At 63.4% G+C, this 16,592-nt stretch carries 14 protein-coding genes; 12 read left to right on the forward strand and 2 right to left on the reverse strand.

The features are described 5' to 3' along the window. Nucleotides 1-549: 549 nt before the first annotated feature. The 5 genes from EJV47_RS12090 to EJV47_RS12110 all read left to right on the forward strand — a co-directional run bounded on the left by EJV47_RS12090 (nt 550) and on the right by EJV47_RS12110 (nt 6,560). On the forward strand, nt 550-3,552 hold the full coding sequence (locus EJV47_RS12090) for a 7TM diverse intracellular signaling domain-containing protein (protein WP_126693416.1): 3,003 nt from the start codon (nt 550-552) through the stop codon (nt 3,550-3,552). Nucleotides 3,553-3,852: 300 nt separating this feature from the next. Continuing rightward, nucleotides 3,853-4,290, forward strand: a complete 438-nt coding sequence (locus EJV47_RS12095; RefSeq protein ID WP_126693417.1) for a hypothetical protein — start codon at nt 3,853-3,855, stop codon at nt 4,288-4,290. A 257-nt stretch (nt 4,291-4,547) separates the two neighbouring features. Continuing rightward, a complete protein-coding gene (locus EJV47_RS12100; protein ID WP_126693418.1) occupies nt 4,548-5,336 on the forward strand; it encodes a hypothetical protein in 789 nt (262 codons plus the stop codon). Nucleotides 5,337-5,389: 53 nt separating this feature from the next. After that, nucleotides 5,390-6,010, forward strand: a complete 621-nt coding sequence (locus tag EJV47_RS12105; RefSeq protein WP_126693419.1) for a hypothetical protein — start codon at nt 5,390-5,392, stop codon at nt 6,008-6,010. A gap of 25 nt (nt 6,011-6,035) precedes the next feature. After that, nucleotides 6,036-6,560 (forward strand): OmpA family protein, encoded by a 525-nt coding sequence (locus tag EJV47_RS12110; protein WP_126693420.1) that lies wholly within the window; start codon nt 6,036-6,038, stop codon nt 6,558-6,560. Nucleotides 6,561-6,809: 249 nt separating this feature from the next. Here EJV47_RS12110 and EJV47_RS12115 read toward each other — a convergent pair whose 3' ends face one another. Together EJV47_RS12115 and mscL are read right to left on the reverse strand one after the other, a co-directional pair. Beyond that, a complete protein-coding gene (locus EJV47_RS12115) occupies nt 6,810-7,256 on the reverse strand; it encodes a hypothetical protein (protein WP_126693421.1) in 447 nt (148 codons plus the stop codon). A gap of 292 nt (nt 7,257-7,548) precedes the next feature. After that, the gene (gene mscL / locus EJV47_RS12120; RefSeq protein ID WP_126693422.1) at nt 7,549-7,974 is read right to left on the reverse strand and encodes a large conductance mechanosensitive channel protein MscL; all 426 of its coding nucleotides are present in this window, start codon (nt 7,972-7,974) and stop codon (nt 7,549-7,551) included. A gap of 270 nt (nt 7,975-8,244) precedes the next feature. Between mscL and EJV47_RS12125 the strand changes: the two genes are divergently transcribed. The 7 genes from EJV47_RS12125 to EJV47_RS12155 all read left to right on the forward strand — a co-directional run bounded on the left by EJV47_RS12125 (nt 8,245) and on the right by EJV47_RS12155 (nt 16,559). After that, nucleotides 8,245-9,033, forward strand: coding sequence for an enoyl-CoA hydratase/isomerase family protein (locus tag EJV47_RS12125; protein WP_126693423.1), 789 nt, complete (start codon nt 8,245-8,247; stop codon nt 9,031-9,033). Between the two features lie 124 nt (nt 9,034-9,157). Then, nucleotides 9,158-10,666: a lipopolysaccharide biosynthesis protein gene (locus EJV47_RS12130; protein WP_126693424.1), complete on the forward strand. Its 1,509-nt coding sequence runs from the start codon at nt 9,158-9,160 to the stop codon at nt 10,664-10,666. A 29-nt stretch (nt 10,667-10,695) separates the two neighbouring features. After that, complete coding sequence (gene dut, locus EJV47_RS12135) at nt 10,696-11,130, forward strand: dUTP diphosphatase (protein ID WP_126693425.1); 435 nt, start codon at nt 10,696-10,698, stop codon at nt 11,128-11,130. Nucleotides 11,131-11,448: 318 nt separating this feature from the next. Continuing rightward, nucleotides 11,449-12,459, forward strand: a complete 1,011-nt coding sequence (locus tag EJV47_RS12140) for a sugar phosphate nucleotidyltransferase (RefSeq protein WP_126693426.1) — start codon at nt 11,449-11,451, stop codon at nt 12,457-12,459. A 96-nt stretch (nt 12,460-12,555) separates the two neighbouring features. Then, the gene (locus tag EJV47_RS12145; RefSeq protein WP_243651130.1) at nt 12,556-14,379 is read left to right on the forward strand and encodes a tetratricopeptide repeat protein; all 1,824 of its coding nucleotides are present in this window, start codon (nt 12,556-12,558) and stop codon (nt 14,377-14,379) included. Continuing rightward, complete coding sequence (gene lolB1, locus EJV47_RS12150; protein ID WP_126693428.1) at nt 14,372-15,151, forward strand: lipoprotein insertase outer membrane protein LolB1; 780 nt, start codon at nt 14,372-14,374, stop codon at nt 15,149-15,151. The genes EJV47_RS12145 and lolB1 overlap by 8 nt, the downstream gene beginning before the upstream one ends. Beyond that, nucleotides 15,129-16,559: a murein hydrolase activator EnvC family protein gene (locus tag EJV47_RS12155; RefSeq protein ID WP_126693429.1), complete on the forward strand. Its 1,431-nt coding sequence runs from the start codon at nt 15,129-15,131 to the stop codon at nt 16,557-16,559. Before lolB1 ends, EJV47_RS12155 begins: the two co-directional genes overlap by 23 nt. The last annotated feature ends 33 nt before the right edge of the window (nt 16,560-16,592 follow it).

Genomic DNA, 16,592 nt, shown 5'->3' on the forward strand with positions numbered 1-16,592 from the left:
CCAGGCATCTTCGTCGCGCCACAAGACGGCAGGATGAACGCCTTCAACCAGTAATCGTCGGATGGTACGTCCGAGCCAGAGGGTTTGCTAGCCGGGCTAGCCCTCGCCCTAGCAGCCCAGGTACCCGCCCAGCGCAGCCAGAGCGCGGCACACGTCATGGCCTGTCGCGAGTGGCGCGGACTTTAATGAAGTAGCACTTGCAACTCGGCCGCCATTAGACCGCCCGCCCAGGAGGGCCTACCCGGGTCATGGGCCCACCGCCAGAGGTACCACCCGCCGGCTGCGACGAATATCGCCTCATTGCATGCTCCCGAATGCGCCCACTGTTTGTTGTGCCTCACCAATACCGGTCGACACGCCTGTAAGCTACTGCTTGTACCCAAAAAGCGCCGGCCTACCGCCCAGCGCTTTGCAGAAGGTTTGGAAGGACAGGACCGGAAACGGCCGGGGCTTTTTTTGGGCCCTGAGCAACGCGGCGCAGTATTTCGGAATCTATGCCGCAATGGGTTGTATATTCAGGGTGCGCTCTTTTTCCTACCACCGTTCCGCATGAAGCAACTGTTACTCTGCATGTGGGGCTGGCTGTTGCTGGCCGGTTCCGCCGCGGCTGCCCCCCTGCCGGTGACGGTGGTGCGCGACACGGCCGCCTGGAACTGGCTGTACGAGGATGCCCAGGTGCTGGAGGCTCCCGCCGGCCTGACGCTGGCCCAGGTGCAGTCGGCGCGCTGGGCGAGGCAGTTCCGGCCGTTTGCCGAAACCGAAACCGCCGCCGCAGCCGGGGAACAGTGGATCCGCTGCGGCCTCCGCTCGGGTACGCCGGCTGGTACCCGCTGGCTGCTGCTGGCCCAGACTGATTACCTCGACGGCCTGGAAGTGTACCTGCAGCGGCCCGACGGCACCGTGAAGCGGCATCTGCTGACCTCGACGCTGCCCTACGCGCAGACCCACGCCCTGCGGCTGCGCCCGTTTAACCTGCATCTGGATTTGACGCCCGACGACACCCTGCAGCTCTACGCCCGGCTGCCGGCCGGCCGGCGGGTGTACTTCGCCGTGGCGGAGCAGGCCTCGGCGCTGCAGTGGGCCCGGGAAGGCGACTGGACCATGGGCCCGTACTTCGGCATCATGCTGGCCCTGCTGGCCTACAATCTGCTGCTCTACCTCTCCGTCCGCGACAAAAGCTACCTGTACTATTCGCTCTACGTGGCCGCGTTTTCGGCCGCGCAGCTGGACATGACCGGCTACTGGCGGCAGCTCTGGCCTAGTCCGCTGACGGGCTTTGAGCTGGACGTGCGCCAGAATTTGGTACTGGCCTGCACCATCTTCTTCGGCACGCTCACGGCCCGGGCCTTCCTGGAAACGCCGCGCCTGCTGCCGCGCTTCGACCGGCTGCTGCGCCTTACGTTGCTGCTGGCCTGGGCGCCGGCCCTGACCATCCTGACGCCCAGCCCGCAGGCGGCCACCTGGTGGCAGGCCGGCACGGCGCTGTGGACCAGCGTGGTGCTGCTGACGGCCGGTACGCTGGCTTTGCGGGCCGGTTACCGCCCCGCCCGCTACTACATGGTGGGCTGGACGCTGCTGCTGCTGGCCGTGGTCAACTACTACCTGAGCGAGGTGGGGCTGATTCCGCACTTTGGCTTCTGGACCACCCACGGCGTGCACATTGCTTCGGCGCTGGAAATGATTCTGCTGTCGTTGGGTCTGGCCGACCGCATCAACCTGGCCAAGCGTGACCGGCAGCTGGCCCAGGAAGAAGCCATGCGCGCGTTGCAGGCCAAGGAAGCCGCCCAGGGCCAAGCGCTGGCGGCCCTGCACGAGAAGCAGGCGGCCCAGGAGCAGGCCCTGCGGGTGTCGCGCGAAAAGGAGGAGCTGCAGCAGCGCTCCAACCAGGAGCTGGCCGAGCGGGCCGCCGAGCTGCAGCAGGCTTACCAGGAGTTGCAGGCCAGCATCCGGACTTCGCACCAGCTACAGGAGCTGGACGAGCTGAAAACCAAGTTCTTCACCAACATTTCGCACGAGCTGCGCACCCCGCTCACCCTCATCATCAGCCCGCTGGAGCAGCTGCTGACTGAGGCCCGGCAACAGCCCGCGCAAGCCACCCGCCCCGAGTACGCGCTGATGCTGCGCAACGCCCGCCGCCTGCTGCAGCTCATCAACCAGCTGCTCGACATTGCCCGCCTCGAAGCCGGGCAGACGCGGCTGGCCGCCGCCCCCACCGACCTGGTGCGGACGGTGCGCACCAACGTGCTGTCGTTTGACTCCCTGGCCGTTAGTCACGACGTGAATCTGCATTTCGAGAGTAGCCTGCCGGAGCTGGAGGTATACATTGATGCCGACCAGTTTGATAAAATCCTCTACAACCTGCTGGGCAACGCGCTGAAATTCACGCCCGCCGGCGGGCAGGTCACGGTGAGCGTGGAGCAGCAGGCCGGCCACGCCGTGCTGCGCGTGCGCGACACGGGCGTGGGCATTCCGGCCGAGCACCTGCCGCTGATATTCGACCGGTTCCACCAGGTCGATGACTCGCGCACCCGCCGCCATGAAGGCTCGGGCATCGGGCTGGCGCTGGTGAAGGAGCTGGTGGCCCTGCACCACGGCCACATTCGGGCTTCCAGCGTGCTGGGCGAAGGCACCACCTTCGTGGTGGAACTGCCGCTGGGCCGGGCGCACCTGCAGGCCGACGAGCTGCGGCCGGCCGACCAACCCGCCGCGGCGTTGGCTCCGCCTGCCGTGAGTTTGCCCGAGCTGAGCGCAGGAGCCCCGCTGCCGGAAGCCGCGGAGGCCGCCGAGCAGCCCCTGGTGCTGGTGGTGGAAGACAACCCCGAAATGCGCGAGTACATCCGCGGCTGCCTCGCGGCCGAGTTCCGGGTGCTGACGGCCGAGGACGGGGAACAGGGGCTGGCGCGCATCGTGGCCGCCGTGCCCGATCTGGTGGTGTCAGATTTGATGATGCCCCGCATGGACGGGCTGGAGCTGTGCCGCCGCCTGCGCGAGGACGAGCGGACCAGCCACATTCCCGTCATCCTGCTCACGGCCCGCGCCGGCGACGAAGCCCGCCTCACCAGCTTTGGCCTGGGCGCCGACGAGTACCTGACCAAGCCCTTCCGGCCCGAGGAGCTGCGGGTGCGCATGCACAACCTCATCCGCCAACGCCAGCTGCTGCGGCAGCGCTTCGGCCGCGCCGTCACGCTGCAGCCCCGCGACATCAGCATCACCTCCGCCGACGAAACCTTCCTCAACCGGGCCATGGCCGTGGTAGAGCAGCACATGGCCGACGCCGATTTCAGCGTGGAGCAGTTTGCCGACCACATGGCCATGAGCCGGGTGCAGCTGCACCGCAAGCTCAAAGCCCTGACCGACCAGTCGACCTCGGAGTTTGTGCGCACGGTGCGCCTGCGCCGGGCGGCGGCACTGCTGCAGGCCCAGGCCGGCAACGTGGCCGAAGTAGCCGAGCAGGTCGGCTTCGGCAACCTCTCCTACTTCAGCAAATGCTTCCGCGAGCAGTACCTGATGACGCCCTCGGAGTACGCCGCCCAAGCCCCCGTGCCGGTGTGAAAGCCTGGACTTTCGCTCTCACTCCTCCAATAATTATTCATGTAGTTACATTTATACATCTTTTAACACAATAATTACACTCTGATTATCAGCGCTTTGCGCTGCCTGATACATTAGTGTCAGGATTTGCAACATTGGTGTTAGCCCTTCGCGGAGCGGAAAGCCCACCTTTGAACCGTCGACCACTAAGCGGCCCGGCTGCCCTGGCAGCATAAGCTTCTCGGCTGTTCGCCGCCCTGGGAAACGGGGCAGTTCAGGTTCAACTTTTCCTTCACTGGTATGCTTGCTTTGGGTAGAATTTTGGAAGCAGATGTCGTGTGGCGCTTCAGCAACCGACTGGGTAACCTGCTCGGTGACTTTGAGGAAGTCGGCATCTCGCCCCGCACTTCCGACGAGTGGCGCGACGCGGGGCAAATCGACCGGAAGATGGCTATCATGTGCTACCTCTCGGTATTTGGCTGGCTGGTGGCCTACCGTTGCCCGCGGGCGCAGCGCGGTACGCTTACTACTTTCCACCTGCGGCAGATGACCTTGGTCACTGCCATGTCGGCCGTCCTGCTGCTTACCCAGTTGCTCATGCTGCCCTTCCTGGGCTGGAGCAGCCTGGTGGTGGCCGGCGTGGGCCTGGGCCTGATGCTGCTGCTCCGTATGCTGGGGGTAATGGCCGCGATGAGCGGCCTGCATGAGCCGCTACCGCTGGTGGGTGGTCTGGCCCGCCGCCTCTTCGCCGATTTGTAAGCGACGAAGCCTGCGGGCGGCGCATCTGCGCCAGATTACGCTATTTCTCTACCGCCCTCGGTCCGGCTCTGGTGAGCTAGGCCGAGGGCGGCTTTCGTTTCCCTGCATCTGACTATTATTCAATTATATATCCATTCGTCACATCATCATGCGATTGACGGTGGGGGGCTCGGTACGGTAGTTTTGTCGCAGATGGCTGGTCTACTGGCAGCTGCGCATCCTTGACTCTTCCTTACACCGTTCACCCCCGCACAACAATGAAAACGCTTGGACTCTCCGCCCTCCTCTCCCTCTCGACGCTGGCTGCCGTGCCCGCTACCGCACAAACTCGCCCGGTAGCCAAACCGGCCGCCAAGCCGGCTGCCACCACCAGCAAAACCACGACTACGGCCAAGCCCGCCGCCAAACCGGCCACCACGGCCGCCAAACCCGTTGCCAAGCCCGTTGCGGCGCCAGCTGAAGCCGAGGAAACGGCGGCGGCCCCAGCCAAGCCGGCGGCCAAACCCGCGGCTACCAAAGCCAAGCCGTCCGCTAAGTCTGCCGGCAATGAGTTTGGCGTGGGCAGCATTGCCGCCAACTTGGGTATCGGCTTCGGGGTGGGCTACGGCTACTACGGTACCCTGAACGCGACGCCGGCCATGAGCCTGTCGGTGGAGCGCGGCTCCATCGAGGGCGTCGGCCCCGGCATTATCGGCATCGGGGGCCTAGTGGGCTACAAAGGCTACAGCTACAAGTACGGCAACGGCTACAAGTCCACCTGGAACAACATCCTGGTATCCGTACGCGGCACCTACCACTACAACATCCTCGAAAATCCCAAGCTGGACACTTACGCCGGCCTGAGCCTGGGCGTGCGGATGCAAAACTGGAAGGATACCTACTACGATAACACCCCCGGCCTGAGCGGCTACAAGTCGAGCAGCGCCTACCTCACTTCGGGCATCTTCATCGGGGCCCGCTACATGCTGACCGACAATTTCGGCGGCTTTGGCGAGGTGGGCTACGATATGTCCTACCTGAAAATCGGCCTTACCGCCCGATTCTAAGCGCTTCGCGCCGCTACCGCCCGTATTTCCTCCCGCCCTCCCCCACCCTTTTCATGCAAGCCCCGCGCCTTTTTACTGGCTGGGTATTCCTGCTCGTAGCCTTGCTGGGCTGCCGACAGGTGCCGAACACCGGTGCGGCCTCCGCGCCGGGCCCAGTCCCCAGCTTGCCCGCCGCCAGCAGCCCCGAGGTGCTGGCGCGGGCGGCGCGGGCCCAGCGCGGCGACACGGTGTCCTTGCCCTACGCGGAGCTGCAGAAATTCCTGCCGCCGCGGATTGAGGGCTTCGTGCGGGAGGGGCAGCCTCAGGGCGAGTCGGTGCAGATGGGCGGCATTAGCTACTCCACCTGCGAACAGCGCTACCGCCGCGGCCAGCAGCACCTGAAGGTGCAGGTTGTCGATTACAACGGGGCGCAGGCCTTGTTTGCCGGGGCTACCGCCCTGATGAACGACAACATCTGGCAGGAAAGCGACGAACAGCTCATGCGCGGCTGCAACCTGGGCCTACCCGGCGTGCGCGGCTACGAAACCATGCAGAAAATGGAGCACCGCGCCGCCGTAGCCCTGGGCGTCGGCGACCGGTTCTTCGTCTCCGTCGAATCGACGGGGCAGGACGACACCCGGCTGGTAAAGGCTGTGGCCCAGACGCTGGATTTGCACGCCCTGGCGACGTTGTAGTCCGCCTCCTTATTCCGCTACTCCCATGAAATTTCTTTTCCTCTGCGGCAGCCTGCTCTGCCTGCTTCCACTTCGCAGCCAGGCCCAGTTCGGGCTGCTCAACAGCGCCGTCGACCGGGCCGTGAGCCGGGTAGCCGAGCGCAAAATCAACGAGGCCGTCGACAAGAAAGTGACGGAAAAAACCGGCGCGTATTACTCGCAGCTGCTCGAAAACGGCCGCGTGGTGTCGCACAGCATGCAGTTTGAGGAAGGCTCAGCCACGCTGCTGGCCGACTCGCAGCCCTTCGTGAAGGGCATGGCCGATATGCTGCGCCGCAACCCCGACGTGCGCCTGCGCATCGAGGCCCATACGCTACTGACCGGCGACAAAACGGCCAACCAGAAGCTGGCCCAGCGCCGCGCCGACGCCGTACGCGCTGCCCTCATCGGCCTGGGCATCGATGGCACCCGCCTGTCGGCCAAAGGCATAGGCAGCGCTCAGCCGCTCTACTCCGAGCCCGACGACGAGTACGCCGCCCTGAACCAGCGCGTGGAGTTCGTCAAGCTCTAGCTGCTTCATTGCCCAACCGCTACTGCCATGAAATCCGCCTTTCTGAGTCGCTGCGCCGGTTTGCTGCTGGCTGCGCTGCTGGGGCTGGCCCTCAGCATTGGTTGACGGCGCCCCGCGGCCCGCTCAGAGGGCGCATTCCTCCTTATTCCCGACTTTCTTCAGCGCTCAGAGGCGAACGGTGGCTCTGACCCGACAATCTGAAGAAGTAAAAAACCCCGGCGCCTTGCACCGGGGTTTTTTCGTGGGTTCTTACTTGAAAAACAGGAAGCCTTTATGGGGCTTTTTGTGCTTGAGGGGCTTGCCGGGCGGGTCGATGCCGGGGGCGGGGCGCGTCTGCCCGCGCTTCTGCATGTTGGCGTTGCGCTTGTCGCGGAACTCGCGCACTACGAAGCCCCCGGAGGCGCGGTCGTAGGTGCGGGCCGAGGACGAGCCGCGGGTGAGGGAGCTGTTGCTGATGCCGGCGCGGGCTTCGAGCACCTCTATCTGCTGGTCGCGCTTCACCTCGTCGGGGTTCATGCTCATGCGCTGCTGCATGCGGGCCAGCTCCTCGGCCGAAGGCTGCTTGCGCTTCTTGGTCGCGGCCTCGCGCTTGGGCTTGTCGCCGCCGGTGAAGGGGGTGGCAGTCTGGGCCTGGGTGGCCGTAGTCGTCAGCAGCCCGCCGAATAGCAGAGCCGCAGCGGCAACGTATTGTTTCATGGGGGATGAATTGAAGTGCGCGTCGGTGAACAAGCAGGGTGGCAACTACGCCGGCGCAACGGGTGGGGCGGGAAGTTAGTTCAAAAGTGGGTGAACTTACCGGCTCCGCTCCGCCAAGGTTACATAAAAAACCTTACTCCTACAATTTACAGAATTACAACCAATTCCCGACACCACATTAAAGTGTTACCCCAACAGCAAGGCCGGCCTTTGCGCTGCCCGGGGCAAGGCGCATTGGCCGGCCAAACCGGGCGTTGCAAGTAGGAAGGGTCGAAAAAAGCAGCGGGTAAGATTAGGCGCGGTTGCGCAGCGCGTCGCGGATTTCCATCAGCAGCGCCTGGTCCTTGGTGGGCCCCGGGTCCACCACGACGACCGGGGCGGCGGGCTTCTTGAAGCGGTTGGCCAGCTTCACCACCCAGAAGATGACGAAAGCAATGATGAGGAAGTAAATGACGGCGTTGATGAAGTTGCCGTAGTTGACCGTGGCAGCGCCGGCTTCCTTGGCCTTCTCGATGGTTTCGTATTTGTTGCCATCCAGCGCCAAAAACCAGTTTTTGAAATCGATGCCTCTGGTTGGAATACTCAGGATGGGCATCAGAATGTCATCGGTCAACGACTTGACGATGCTGCCGAAAGCGGCGCCGATGATAACGCCGATGGCCAGATCGAGCACGTTGCCCTTTGAAATGAACTCCTTGAATTCGGAAACAAAGCCCATGGTAATGTGGTGGTTTGGGGGAGTGAAAACAAGCGTTGGGGCTGAATATATGAAGTCTGCCATTTCAGGCAAGCTTTCAGCCGTGGGGATGCCGGTTGGGCCTCTTGGGTACAAATTTGGCCGGCGGTATATTTCTTCCTGCTTATGTTCGACCAACCACGCCGCTGACTGGCCGGACGACCGGCCAGCCTCGCCGAAGCTGCTGGACGGTGGGTGCGCATTGTCTCTATCTTTGCCCGCCAAGCAGTATCCGCACATTCCCTCCGAACCATGCTACCAACCCTCGAAAACCTGGCCCTGGACCTGGCCGAAAACGGCATTCTGACCATTACCCTGAACCGTCCCAGCAAGCTCAACGCCCTCAACGCGGCGACCATTGAGGAGCTGGGCCAGACCATGCAGCTGGCCCTGGATAACCCGCAAGTGCACGGCATCATCCTCACCGGGGCGGGCGACAAGGCCTTTGTGGCCGGGGCCGATATTTCGGAGCTGGCGGCGCTGGACGAAAACCGGGGCCGCCGGGCGGCCGAGCGCGGGCAGGAAGTCTTCTGCACGATTGAGGAAAGCACCAAGCCGGTTATTGCGGCCGTCAACGGCTTTGCCCTGGGCGGCGGCTGCGAGCTGGCCATGGCCTGCCACTTCCGCGTGGCCGCCGACAACGCCCGCTTCGGCCAGCCCGAGGTGAACCTGGGCCTGATTCCGGGCTACGGCGGCACCCAGCGCCTGACGCAGCTGGTGGGCAAGGGCAAAGCCCTGGAGCTGCTGATGACGGCCGATTTGGTGAAGGCCGACGAGGCTCTGCGCCTGGGCCTGGTCAACCACGTGGTGCCCCAGGCCGAGCTGCTCGACTTCACCCGCGCCCTGCTCAGCCGCATCCTCACCAAGGCCCCGCTGGCCGTGGGCCTGGTTATCGACAGCGTCAACGCCTATTTCGACAAGGAGCGCAACGGCTACCAGGCCGAGGCCAACGCCTTCGCCCGCTGCTTTGCCTCCGACGACTTCCGCGAAGGCACCCAGGCCTTCCTGGAAAAGCGCCCGGCGACGTTTACGGGCCGCTAGGGCGGAATTAAAAATTGAGAATTAAAAATTAAAAATGAGCTGGACCATGGGTGTCCGCCAATTGGGCTTCCAGGCGCGGAAGGTTCATTTTTAATTTTTAATTGATAATTCTTAATTGAATTAAATGAGCATAGCCAAGCGTCTGGCTTCCCAGACCGTCGTGTACGGCGTGAGCAGCATCGTGGGGCGGGTGCTCAACTTCCTGCTGGTGCCGCTCTATACCGGGCGGTTTGCGGCGGCGGCCTACGGCATCGTGACGGGGCTGTACGCCTACGTGTCGTTTCTGAACGTGCTGTTTACCTACGGCATGGAAACGGCGTATTTCCGCTTCGCCAACCGCGCCGGCACCGACCGCCAGGACCTCTACAACCGGGTGCTGACGCTCATTATCCTCAGCAGCGTGGTGCTGACGGCGTTGCTGTCGGCACTGGCCGGGCCGCTGCTGAGCCTGATTGACTTGCCGCCCGGCAACGAGCGGTACGCCATCTGGATTGCCCTGATTCTGGGCCTCGACGCGGTGGCGGCCATTCCGTTTGCCCGGCTGCGGCTGGAAAACAAAGCCGTCAAGTTTGCCAGCATCCGGTTGGCAAACATCCTGCTCTACGTCGCGCTGAACCTGTTCTTCATCGTGCTCTGCCCCGACGTGCTGGCTGGCAAGTACCTGACCGGGCTGCAGCCGCTGGTGCAGCGCGTGTACGACCCGACGCTGGGCGTGGGCTACGTGTTCTTGTCGAACCTGGCGGCCAGCGCTTTTACGCTGCTGCTGCTGGGCCGGGAGCTGCTGGATTTCCGCCCGCGCCTGAACCTGGAGCCGCTGCGGCCGCTGTGGCAGTACGCCTACCCCATTATGCTGATGGGGTTGGCGGGCATGGTCAACGAGACGCTGGACCGTATTCTGCTGCCGAAGTGGCTGCCCGAGGGCTTCTACCCCGGCCGCAGCAACCTAGCGGCGGTGGGCATCTACGGGGCCTGCTACAAGCTCAGCATCCTGATGAGCCTGGTCATTCAGGCCTTCCGCTACGCCGCCGAGCCGTTCTTCTTCGCCCAAAGCGGCGAGAAAAACTCGCCCCGCACCTTCGCGCTGGTGCTGAAGTGGTTTACCCTGTGCTGCGCCGTGCTGTTCGTGGGCGTGAGCTTGAACCTGGACTGGATTGCTCCGCTGTTTCTGAAGCGGCCGGAGTACCTGGAGGGGCTGCCGGTGGTGCCGGTGCTGCTGCTGGCCAACCTGTTTCTGGGCGTGTACTACAACCTCTCGGTGTGGTTCAAGCTCACCGACAAGACCTACTTCGGCACCTATATCAGCTTCGGCGGGGCGGTGCTGACCATTGCCCTGAACTTTCTGCTCATTCCGGTGCTGGGCTACATGGGCTCGGCCATTGCCACGCTGGTGTGCTACGCCCTGATGGCCGCGGTATGCTGGGCGCTGGGCAACCAACACTTCCCCGTACCCTACCCCGTAGGCCGGCTGCTGGCCTGGCTGGCCGCCGCCGTAGCCTTAGTAACCCTGGGCCGCTGGCTGCCCTCCATGGGTCAGTGGACCGACTACGCCCTGCACCTGGGCCTGACGTTGGCTTTCATAGCCGCTATCTGGCTGGTGGAACGGCCCGCGCGGGCTTTCCGCGCCGCCGCCTAGCCTTTTCTTCCCCGAATCATCCGACCCCTATGCAAGTCGCCGTCATCAACCGCTCCCACCACCCGCTGCCCGCCTACCAGACCGAGCACGCCGCCGGCCTCGACGTGCGGGCCAACCTCGACGCGGCCGTCACGCTGGCCCCGCTGGAGCGCGCCCTCATCCCAACGGGCCTGTACCTGGAAATTCCGCCCGGCTACGAGGCTCAGGTGCGCCCCCGCAGCGGCCTGGCCTACAAGCACGGCATCGGCATCGTCAACAGCCCCGGCACCATCGACGCCGACTACCGAGGCGAGGTGAAGGTGCTGCTGGTGAATCTGTCGAATGAGCCCTTCGTGGTGCAGGACGGGGAGCGGATTGCCCAGCTCGTCTTCGCCCGCCACGAGACGGTGCAGTGGCAGCAGGTGGCCGAGCTGAGCGAAACCGGCCGCGGCGCCGGCGGCTACGGCAGCACGGGCACAAGGTAGGGTATGAGGGCGTGGGGGTAGGAGTTTAGGAGTTAAATGGTTTTGAGTTTAGGAAAGAGTTTCAGGGCAAGCAGGAGGGTACATGACGTGCGGCCCGGTGCCCGGCCGTAACTCGTTGCTGCATAGAAAGCCCGCCAAAATCAACTCCTACCCTCCTACCCGCACACCCTCCTACACTTCAAAACCCCTATCCTTCTGCGGTCCAAAAAATTCTGCGAAATCAGTAAAATCCGTTAACTCTGCGCCGCAACTTTGCGCAGCGGTTGGCCTTGCGCCTACGTATACGCCCCCAAAACCAAATTTTCCCAAATCACCCGTATGAAAATCATCGTCCCGATGGCCGGCATGGGCAAGCGCATGCGCCCGCACACGCTCACCGTACCCAAGCCGCTGATTCCCATTGCCGGGAAGCCCATCGTGCAGCGCCTCGTTGAAGATATTGCCAAGGTGGTCGGCGAGCCGGTGTCGGAAGTGGCCTTTATCGTCGGCCGCTTCGGCAAGGAAGTCGAGCAGAGCCTGGTCAAAATTGCCGAATCGGTAGGCGCCCAGGGCACTATTCATTACCAGGACGAGCCGCTGGGCACCGCCCACGCCATTCTGGCCGCTCAAAGCGCGCTGACCGGCCCGGTGGTCGTGGCCTTCGCCGATACCCTGTTCAAAGCCGATTTCACCCTCGACACCTCCGCCGACGGCACCATCTGGGTGCAGCGCGTGGACGACCCGCGCCCCTTCGGCGTGGTGAAGCTGAACGAGGAAGGCCAGATTACGGAGCTGATTGAGAAGCCCCAGGAGTTCGTGTCGGACCTCGCCATTATCGGCATCTACTACTTCCGCGACGGGGAATACCTCAAGCGCGAACTGCAGTACCTGCTCGACAACGACATCAAGGACAAAGGCGAGTACCAGCTCACCAATGCCCTGGAAAACATGAAAAACCAGGGCGCCAAGTTTATCCCGGGCCGCGTGACCGAGTGGCTGGACTGCGGCAACAAGGACGCCACCGTGTACACCAACCAGCGCTACCTGGAGTACCTGCAGGAAGCCGGTGAGGACACCGTGTCGAAATCGGCCAAGCTGACCAACTCCATCATCGTGCCGCCGGTGTACATCGGCGAGAACGTGACCCTGGAAAACAGCATCATCGGCCCGCACGTGTCGGTGGGCGACGGCTCCACAGTGAAGCACTCGGTGGTGGCCAACAGCATCATTCAGAAGTCGGCCACGGTCACCAACGCCAACGTCACGAACTCCATGATTGGCTCGCACGCCAGCTTTACCGGCACGCCGTCCGATCTGAGCGTGGGCGATTATAACGCCTTGAAACTGTAGGGCGCAAAGGGTGGTTTCAGGGTTATGCCGTATCTTTTGTTCGGATGCGGCTGCCGCCTGATGCCACCCTTTTTCTTTCCGCCGCGTCTTGTCCGTATGATTCGTCCTGCTTCTACCCTCCTGCTCGCGCTTGGTCTGCTCGTTGGCGGGCCGGCGTATGCCCAGCAGCCCGCGGCCCCGGCGCCGGTCAAGAAGACCGACCAGCCGGAGAAGCCGCGCAAGCTCACGCGCCGGGAGAAGAAAGAAATGCAGCGGCAGGCCGCCCTTGAAGCTGCCAAAAGCCAGCAGCAAAGCCAGCTGACCGAGAAAGACCGGGAGCTGAGCGCCGCCTACTTCGTCGACGGGGTGAAGTTCATGCTGCTGGAGGACTACCCCAAAGCCCAGGAGCGGCTGCTGAAAGCCTACCAGCTCGACCCGAACAACGCGGCCATCAACTACAAGATTGCCGAAAACAACCTGCTCATCGGCAACCTCAAGGACGCGGCCAACTTCGCCCAGGCCGCCGTGCGCCTCGATGGCAAAAACCCCTACTACTACCTGATTCTGGCCCAGATTTACGCTTCGCAGAAGCAGTACTCCGAGGCCGCGCAGGTGTACACCAAGCTGATTCAGGACGTTCCGGATTCCAAGTCCTACCTCTTCAACTTGGCCGAGCTATACCTGGCCCAGGGCAAGCTCACCGACGCCCTCGGCGCCTTCGAGCAGGCCGAGAAGGAATTCGGGCCGATGGACGAGGTGTCGTTCAAGAAGCAGCAGATTTACCTCAAGCAGAACAACCTCGACAAGGCTCTGCTGGAAGGCGAGGCACTGATTTCGGCCAACCCCGACGAGGTGCGCTACGTGCTGGCCCAGGCCGAAATGTACGCGGCCAACAACCGCCTGCCCGACGCCATTCGGGTGGCCCAGCAGGCCCTGCGCAAGGAGCCCGACAATCCGCAGGCCCACATGATTCTGGCCGACGCTTACCGGCAGCAGGGCAACGCCACGGAGTCGGAAAAGCAGATCAAGCAGGCCTTCGAAAGCCCGGCGCTGAGCATCGACCAGAAAGTGCGCATCCTGGTCGACTACCTCAAGCAGCTGCCCAACCCGGCCGTGCAGCACACCGCCCTGGAGCTGGCCGACATTACTACCCGCGTGCACCCGAAGGAAGCCAAGGCCTACTCGGTGGCTGGCGACGTGCAGCTGCTGTCGGAGCAGAAGCCCAAAGCCCGCGAGAATTACCTGCGCGCCCTGCACCTCGACAACTCGCACTACAAAATCTGGCAGCAGGTGGTGCTCATCGACGCGGAGCTGGCCCAGTCCGATTCCCTGCTCCGGCACACCGACCAAGCCCTGGAGCTGTTCCCGAACCAGGCTTCGTTCTGGTTTTACAACGGCGTGGGGCACATGTTTGCCAAGCAGCCGCAAAAGGCCGTGCGCTCCTTCGAGCAGGGCAAGAAGCTCACCAGCACCGACCCGGAGCTGGCCGCGCAGTTTGACACCCAGCTGGGCGACGCCTACCACGAGTTGAAGGAGTTTGATAAGTCGGATGCCGCCTACGAGGCCGCGCTGACCTTCGACGCCAACAACGCGCAGGCGTTGAACAATTACAGCTACTACCTGTCGTTACGGGGCAAAAACCTGCCGCGGGCCAAGGAAATGGCCGGCAAGCTTGTCAAGCTGTTTCCCGAAAACGACACCTACCTCGACACCTACGCCTGGGTGCTCTATCAGCTAAAAGATTACTCGGGCGCCCGCCAATACCTGGAAAAAGCCGTACGTACCAGCAAGGACGGAACCGTCCTGGAGCACTACGGCGACGTGTTGTACCAGTTGGGCGACGCGCCAGCGGCCGTAGAGCGGTGGCAGCAGGCCAAAAAGGCCGGCGGCACCTCCGCGCTGCTCGACCGCAAAATCAAAGACCGAAAACTCTATGAATAGACACTGGCCGCTGCTGCTGGTGCTCATCGGCAGCCTGAGCCTGGGTGCCTGTAACCGCCGCGCCGTTCCGACGAAAACGACGACTATACCAGTGCGCCCACCGGCCCCGGAGGTACGCGCCAAAAACCTGGATTTCCGCTACCTCGCCGCCAAGGGCAAAGCCCAGATTGACGCCAACGGCGAGAAATACTCGGCCAACCTGGCCGTGCGTATGCGTAAGGACAGCGTCATCTGGGTATCGGCCTCGTTGCTGGGCATCGAGGGTGTGCGGGCGCGCATCACGCCCGACTCGGTGCAGGTCATCAACAAGCTGGAAAAGACCTACTACGCCGGCAACTTTGACTACCTGCGGCGGCAGTTCAACGTGCCCATTACCTTCCTGCAGCTGCAGTCCATGCTGATTGGGGACTACGTACCTGCTCCCGCTGATACGGCTTTGAGCGTGACCTCAGAGGGCCCGACGCAGACGGTGAAGTATCAGCAGGCGGGCATCCTGGTGGAGCAGCTCATTGAGCTAAGCCGGGCACGCCTGCAGAAGCTGAACGTGGCCGACCCCAAGTCGCAGAGCACCCTGACGGTGACGTACGCCGATTTTCAGCCCCTGCAGCCCAGCGCCCAGCCTTTCGCGCACGGCATTCTGGTGCAGGCCCAGCAGCCCGGGCGGCAGCCGGCCACCGTCACCATCAGCTACCGCAACGTAGATTTGGACAAGGAGAAGCTGTCCTTTCCCTTCTCCGTGCCGGCCGAATATGGGCGTAACAAGCGTAAGTAAGACCGGGCGCTGGTTGCTGGCGGGCGTGCTGCTGCTGGCCCTCACGGCGGCGCCGGCTCAGCAGCGCCGCCGCGCGCCGGCCAAGCAAGCGCCCAAAACCAAGGCCCAGCTGGAACGGGAGCGGCGCAACAACCTGCGCCGCATCCAGGAAACCAGCAAGATTCTGGAGCAAACCCAGCAGAAAAAGCAGAGCACCCTGGGCCAGCTCAACGCCTTGAAAGAGAAGATTACGGTGCAGCAGCAGGTCATCAAGTCGACCTCCTCGGAGCTGCGCTACATCGAGACGGGCGTTAAGCAGACGACCACCGACGTGCAGCTTTCCCAGGCCGAACTGGCCCGGTTGAAGGCGGAGTACGCCAAGCTGATTTACGCCTCTTCGAAGACGACCAGCTCCTACAACCGCATCATGTTCCTGTTTGCGGCCGAGTCGTTCAACGAGTTTATGCTGCGCCTGCGCTACGTGCGCCAGTACGCCGAAGTGCGCCGTCAGCAAGTGAGCAGCATTCTGCGCACCCAGCAGCGGCTCAACCAGCAGCTCAGCTCCCTCACCGAGCAGAAGCAGGAGAAAAGCACCCTGCTGACTACGCAGGTGAAGGAAAGCCGCAGCCTGCAGACCATGCGCACCCAGCAGGACCAGGTGGTGCAGCAGCTCAGCAAGCAGGAGCAGCAGCTGCAGCAGGAGCTGGCCGCGCGCCAGCAGGCCGTGCGGCAGCTCGACAACCTTATTGCCCAGCGCGTGCGCGAGGAAATTGCCCGCGCCGCCCGCGTAGCCGCCGCGAAGGCCGCCGCCAAAGCGGCCGCGGCTAAAGCCGCCGCCAAAGCCGCCGCCGAGCGGGCCGCTGCTGCCGAACGGGCCAACGCCACCGCGGCCGAGCAGGCCACTGCCAACCGCGAAGCCACCGCAACGGCGCAGGCCGCCGAAGCCGCCGTGGCCGCCGAAGAAGCCACTACCCGCGTCGACCGCGTTACGCTCACGCCCGAAACGGCCGAGCTGTCGTCGTCCTTCGCCGAAAACCGCGGCAAGCTGCTCTGGCCAGTGGCCAAGGGCTTCGTGTCACAACGCTTTGGACGGCACCCCCACCCCGTGCTCAAGCACGTGACGGTGGATAACCGCGGCGTGGACATTCAGACCGGAGCCGGGGAACCCGCCCGCGCCATCTTCGACGGCAAGGTGCTGACCGTGGCCAACATTGCCGGCATGAACAACGTGGTGATGGTGCAGCACGGGGAGTACTTCACGGTGTACGCCAAGCTGCGCACCGTGAGCGTGAGCGAGGGGCAAATGGTGAAGATGCGCCAGCCCATCGGCACGGTGTACACCAATCCGGAGGGCACCACGGAGCTGCAGTTCCAGGTTTGGCGCAACAGCACCAACCTCAACCCGGAGCAGTGGCTGGGGCGCAAATAGCTGTAGTTACACGGGTACTGCCAATTTCGGACC

This window comes from Hymenobacter gummosus, assembly GCF_003970915.1.
GTDB lineage: Bacteria > Bacteroidota > Bacteroidia > Cytophagales > Hymenobacteraceae > Solirubrum > Solirubrum gummosum.

Coding starts and splice junctions, on each gene's coding strand:
- EJV47_RS12140 (WP_126693426.1), top strand. CDS start 11,449: ATGAAAATCATCGTCCCGATGGCCGGCATGGGCAAGCGCATGCGCCCG.
- EJV47_RS12130 (WP_126693424.1), top strand. CDS start 9,158: ATGAGCATAGCCAAGCGTCTGGCTTCCCAGACCGTCGTGTACGGCGTG.
- dut (WP_126693425.1), top strand. CDS start 10,696: ATGCAAGTCGCCGTCATCAACCGCTCCCACCACCCGCTGCCCGCCTAC.
- EJV47_RS12155 (WP_126693429.1), top strand. CDS start 15,129: ATGGGCGTAACAAGCGTAAGTAAGACCGGGCGCTGGTTGCTGGCGGGC.
- mscL (WP_126693422.1), bottom strand. CDS start 7,974: ATGGGCTTTGTTTCCGAATTCAAGGAGTTCATTTCAAAGGGCAACGTG.
- EJV47_RS12110 (WP_126693420.1), top strand. CDS start 6,036: ATGAAATTTCTTTTCCTCTGCGGCAGCCTGCTCTGCCTGCTTCCACTT.
- EJV47_RS12090 (WP_126693416.1), top strand. CDS start 550: ATGAAGCAACTGTTACTCTGCATGTGGGGCTGGCTGTTGCTGGCCGGT.
- EJV47_RS12115 (WP_126693421.1), bottom strand. CDS start 7,256: ATGAAACAATACGTTGCCGCTGCGGCTCTGCTATTCGGCGGGCTGCTG.
- EJV47_RS12125 (WP_126693423.1), top strand. CDS start 8,245: ATGCTACCAACCCTCGAAAACCTGGCCCTGGACCTGGCCGAAAACGGC.
- EJV47_RS12145 (WP_243651130.1), top strand. CDS start 12,556: ATGATTCGTCCTGCTTCTACCCTCCTGCTCGCGCTTGGTCTGCTCGTT.
- EJV47_RS12105 (WP_126693419.1), top strand. CDS start 5,390: ATGCAAGCCCCGCGCCTTTTTACTGGCTGGGTATTCCTGCTCGTAGCC.
- lolB1 (WP_126693428.1), top strand. CDS start 14,372: ATGAATAGACACTGGCCGCTGCTGCTGGTGCTCATCGGCAGCCTGAGC.
- EJV47_RS12100 (WP_126693418.1), top strand. CDS start 4,548: ATGAAAACGCTTGGACTCTCCGCCCTCCTCTCCCTCTCGACGCTGGCT.